At 30.1% G+C, this 3,773-nt stretch carries 5 protein-coding genes and 1 pseudogene; 3 read left to right on the top strand and 3 right to left on the bottom strand.

Annotated features, from left to right (window positions below; translation table 11 throughout):
• The 3 genes from ACLR9T_RS13450 to ACLR9T_RS13460 form a co-directional block, all read right to left on the bottom strand.
• On the bottom strand, window positions 1-717 hold a 717-nt coding region (locus tag ACLR9T_RS13450; protein ID WP_413110019.1), incomplete at its 3' end, for a carbohydrate-binding domain-containing protein.
• A gap of 243 nt (window positions 718-960) precedes the next feature.
• Complete coding sequence (locus ACLR9T_RS13455) at window positions 961-1,689, bottom strand: hypothetical protein (RefSeq protein ID WP_008790173.1); 729 nt, start codon at window positions 1,687-1,689, stop codon at window positions 961-963.
• A gap of 51 nt (window positions 1,690-1,740) precedes the next feature.
• The gene (locus ACLR9T_RS13460) at window positions 1,741-1,935 is read right to left on the bottom strand and encodes a hypothetical protein (protein ID WP_413110020.1); all 195 of its coding nucleotides are present in this window, start codon (window positions 1,933-1,935) and stop codon (window positions 1,741-1,743) included.
• 387 nt (window positions 1,936-2,322) lie between these two features.
• On the opposite strand from ACLR9T_RS13460, the gene ACLR9T_RS13465 reads away from it, so the two are divergent.
• From ACLR9T_RS13465 to ACLR9T_RS13475, 3 genes and pseudogenes are all read left to right on the top strand, one after another.
• Window positions 2,323-2,520 carry a response regulator gene (locus ACLR9T_RS13465; RefSeq protein WP_008790171.1) on the top strand — a complete coding sequence of 66 codons (198 nt, stop codon included), beginning with the start codon at window positions 2,323-2,325 and terminating at the stop codon, window positions 2,518-2,520.
• 108 nt (window positions 2,521-2,628) lie between these two features.
• Complete coding sequence (locus ACLR9T_RS13470; protein WP_008790170.1) at window positions 2,629-3,021, top strand: LytR/AlgR family response regulator transcription factor; 393 nt, start codon at window positions 2,629-2,631, stop codon at window positions 3,019-3,021.
• 4 nt (window positions 3,022-3,025) lie between these two features.
• Window positions 3,026-3,773, top strand: a pseudogene (locus ACLR9T_RS13475) (hypothetical protein); the annotation flags it as partial.

Here is a 3,773-nt window from a genome sequence, read left to right on the forward strand (position 1 = left end):
CCTAATGATTGCATTCTTTGCATCAAGTACGGCTTTTACAGATTCAATAGTATATAAAGATAAGTCATCTGGTATCTGAGAGATTTCCTGATCTACAAAAGTATAATCAGCTGATTTGATTTGTATTATTACTTGATTAATAGCATTACTTAAATCAGGTAACAATTGATTGTCATTTAAAGCAATAAAAGCAGTATAACTTTGCATAATTCCATTACTATCAAACCATTGTGTTACAGCAATTTTACTATTCATTTTTTCCTGTGAGTATTGATCCATTGTTATTCTTGGAATGACTTGATTATCACTAGGCTGTTTGATGTATAAAACAGCAATTGCAGGAAATTGACTTTGAGTTGATGCATGAACATCACTTGTAGAGATTGTTATATCTTTTTTAGCTAGCAGTCCAATATATCCTTCAGTTTGAATATTGACTTGACTATTTTCGATAATTGCTGATGAAGTTGTATATATACCATTCCATTGAGCATTTATATCTACTTGAGAAGTTTCTGTAATAGAAATATTTCCATTAGCACTTGATAAACCAGTGGATTTTTTTGGCATACCTTGTGTTGTAAGAGATAATTGACTCTCTTCAATTCTGATTTCCTCATTACCAACAAGACCTGCCAATTCACTATTTGCTGTCAGATGAGTCTTTTGAACAACAAGAATATTGTTAGCACTTACTGCTGTACGATTGGCTTTCACATTAATATCGCATTCAATAAGATTAATATTATTTTGAAGTCCTGTTACTTGTGGATTGGTTGCTGAACAAATCCCTTCTTGTGAGCCTAAGATATCAACAGTACTTTTACGAATATCAATTATTCCAAAACTTCCTAGAGCATAATTGACTGATTGAATATCTGATAACTTACTATTTGATACGATAATAGTGTTTTTGCCCCATATAGCATGACTTGATGATGATTGTGCTTTAATTTGACTTTACTTCATTTGCAAATCCTGATTGCTTTGTAAGCCACAAAGATAACCTTGTACCTGTATATATGAATTATTTTGAATCGTCAAATGTCCAGATGTGAAAATTGCGGCATCTTCAGTAGAATGACCAATGATTTGACTATTATCAATATTCAATTCATCACCACGGCATTGTATCGCACACCATTTTCCTTTTAAGTTTAGTTCACTATGATTATCAATGTTAAGATTTCCTTCACTATAAATAGCATTTCCCTGTTGACTGATTGCAACTATTTTTGTATTAGAAATATTTGCCCCATTTGTTAAATTTAAAGATGTATTACCTGAAGTTATACTCATGTCACTATTATGAAACTTAGTGACTGGTATTTGTCGAGTTGGATTTAATATGATTCCAAATTCTATATTTTGCATTGATATATGAGTATGATCAATAGTGAATATCTGATAATACTCTGAACCATTAATTCCATCAATCATATGTTGAATTGACAAGGCTGCATCTTTCATCTGGCAACTACGACTAAAATATATTCCACAATCTGAATTTCCTTGTATACCACTACCCAAAATAGTTATTTGAGCATCTTCAATTGATAATGCTTTTACCCGTATACCCGTTTGTGTATGAAAGTTATTTGCATCCTGCTGACTCATTGTTGTTTCAATACTTAACTTTCCATTTCCTGTTATTGTCACATCTTGTGATGGAAGTGATATCCCATTCACTAAATTATCACCTTTAATAATATTCTCTCCAACTAGACGAATATGAACGTCTTAATTACCAGATATTCCGGCACGACTATCTTGGATTATACTTTCATTTTGAATTATAGATGACTGACTAATTGTTGCATTAGTGAGTGTTAACACTTGCGTATTAGGATTATATTCAGCAAATCCTGTTCCGCAATCTATTCTATGGTCATCATCATTTAAAATATTTGTTCCATTGACATTCAATGTTGGCACAACTGATGCATAAGCTTTTGACTCAAAGGCATTATAAATAATGCTAATATAACATATGTAATTAAGGACATTCGCCATTTCATGATATTTCTTTTTGTAAATTCTGAGATATTCACAAAACAATAGACTAAACCATACATGAGATATATTGTCTTTTTACAGTTTGGATGATGTTTTTCGAACTTAACAATTTTTCTCACAATTTCTTTCATTTCATTCACCTTCTCTCATTATTATTGATTGTCTTTATTTTATCAAACCGCTCCAACAAAAGCGATATGCTAGGGTTAAACGACATACAATGAGGCTAAACAACAAATCCAAAATATATTTTTGCATTAAAAAAAAGTAAGTCTATGCTATAATAAATATATGGTGGTGAGAGAGATGAATATTGCAGTGGTTGATGATAAATCAAAAGATCGTGAAGAGGTTATTCAACATATCATGAAATATAAAAAGCTCAATCATTTAGATTTTCATATTTTAGAATATAAAAGTGGTACCGATTTATTAAAAGATATTGATAACAAGAATATAGAGATTGTTTTTTTAGACATTTATATGGATGTTTTAGGAATTTAAGTTGCACAAACAATTAGAGATAAAGGTTATTATACAGCTATCATATTTATAACGGTCTCTACGGAATATTATCCTCAAAGTTATGAGATTGGATCACATCATTATCTTTTGAAACCTATTTCATATGAACAAATAGAGAATGCACTTAATCGTTGCCAAAATTATTTAAAAAATGCAAAAAAATATATATTAATTTCTTCAGACAAGAAAATATATATTCAAGATATTTACTATTTGGAAGTTTTGCATAATACAACCACACTTTATACATGCCATCAAGATTATAAAGTCAATTATCCACTTAATAAGATATTAGATGATATTCATGATTCTCATTTTACAAGAATTCATAAGAGTTTTGCAGTCCACTTAAAATACGTTAAATATATAAAAGATAATCAAGTGATTTTAATGAATGGTATATGTTTGAATATTGGAAGAAAATATATTCGTATCCTTAAAGAGAACTATTGGACATATTTGACATCTAGAGAGGAGTAATATTATGAAAAAAATATATTTATTTGTTATATGTACTTTTCTGTTTTGCCTAAGTCCTGTCAATCGAAAAACACCAGTAGGAATTACGAGTATAACTTATGATAAGACACCAATTATTTGCTATACCACAGATAACTTTGATAGTATTCAGTATGCATTACCTCAAACTGCAACTATCAAAACTGTTGAACAGCAGACGATTATTGAAAACATTATCTGGGACACTTCTCCTATTCATTTATTAGAACCTGGATATTATCAAATCACTGGAAAATTAGAAAATGAATCATTTTATACTGATATTCCTTTCATTGAGTTATCAGTTCAAGTCAAATCTATATTAATGCTTAACTCGGTTCGTTCACAAGCCAATTCTATAACGATTCAATATATAGATCATCAAGAACATTGCTTACTTGAAACAAATAATATAAAAGTGTGGATGGCAAAATTTACTGATTATAGAGAAAATCGGACATGGTATAATGTTACCCAGTTTCCAAATGTTAAAGTGACTCCATCTCAACTCATATTGTCTGATATTGATTTCTCAATAGATGAAATTCAACAATTACAATTACAAATTTCCTACGATCATCCTAAATATGACTTGTATTCTGTCGTTTATCGTCTATTTCGTGATGAAGATAATCCTAATACTATTTATTTACAGCAAGAAAGAGGTGGCGATCGTCATGGTGGAAATCGTGAAGAAAACCCAGAAATTGATATCCCTGCTGATCAAGAAATAC

Origin of the sequence: Thomasclavelia sp. (assembly GCF_047249845.1) — a bacterium.
Classification (GTDB): Bacteria; Bacillota_I; Bacilli_A; order Erysipelotrichales; family Coprobacillaceae; genus Thomasclavelia.

Coding starts and splice junctions, on each gene's coding strand:
- ACLR9T_RS13465 (WP_008790171.1), top strand. CDS start 2,323: ATGAATATTGCAGTGGTTGATGATAAATCAAAAGATCGTGAAGAGGTT.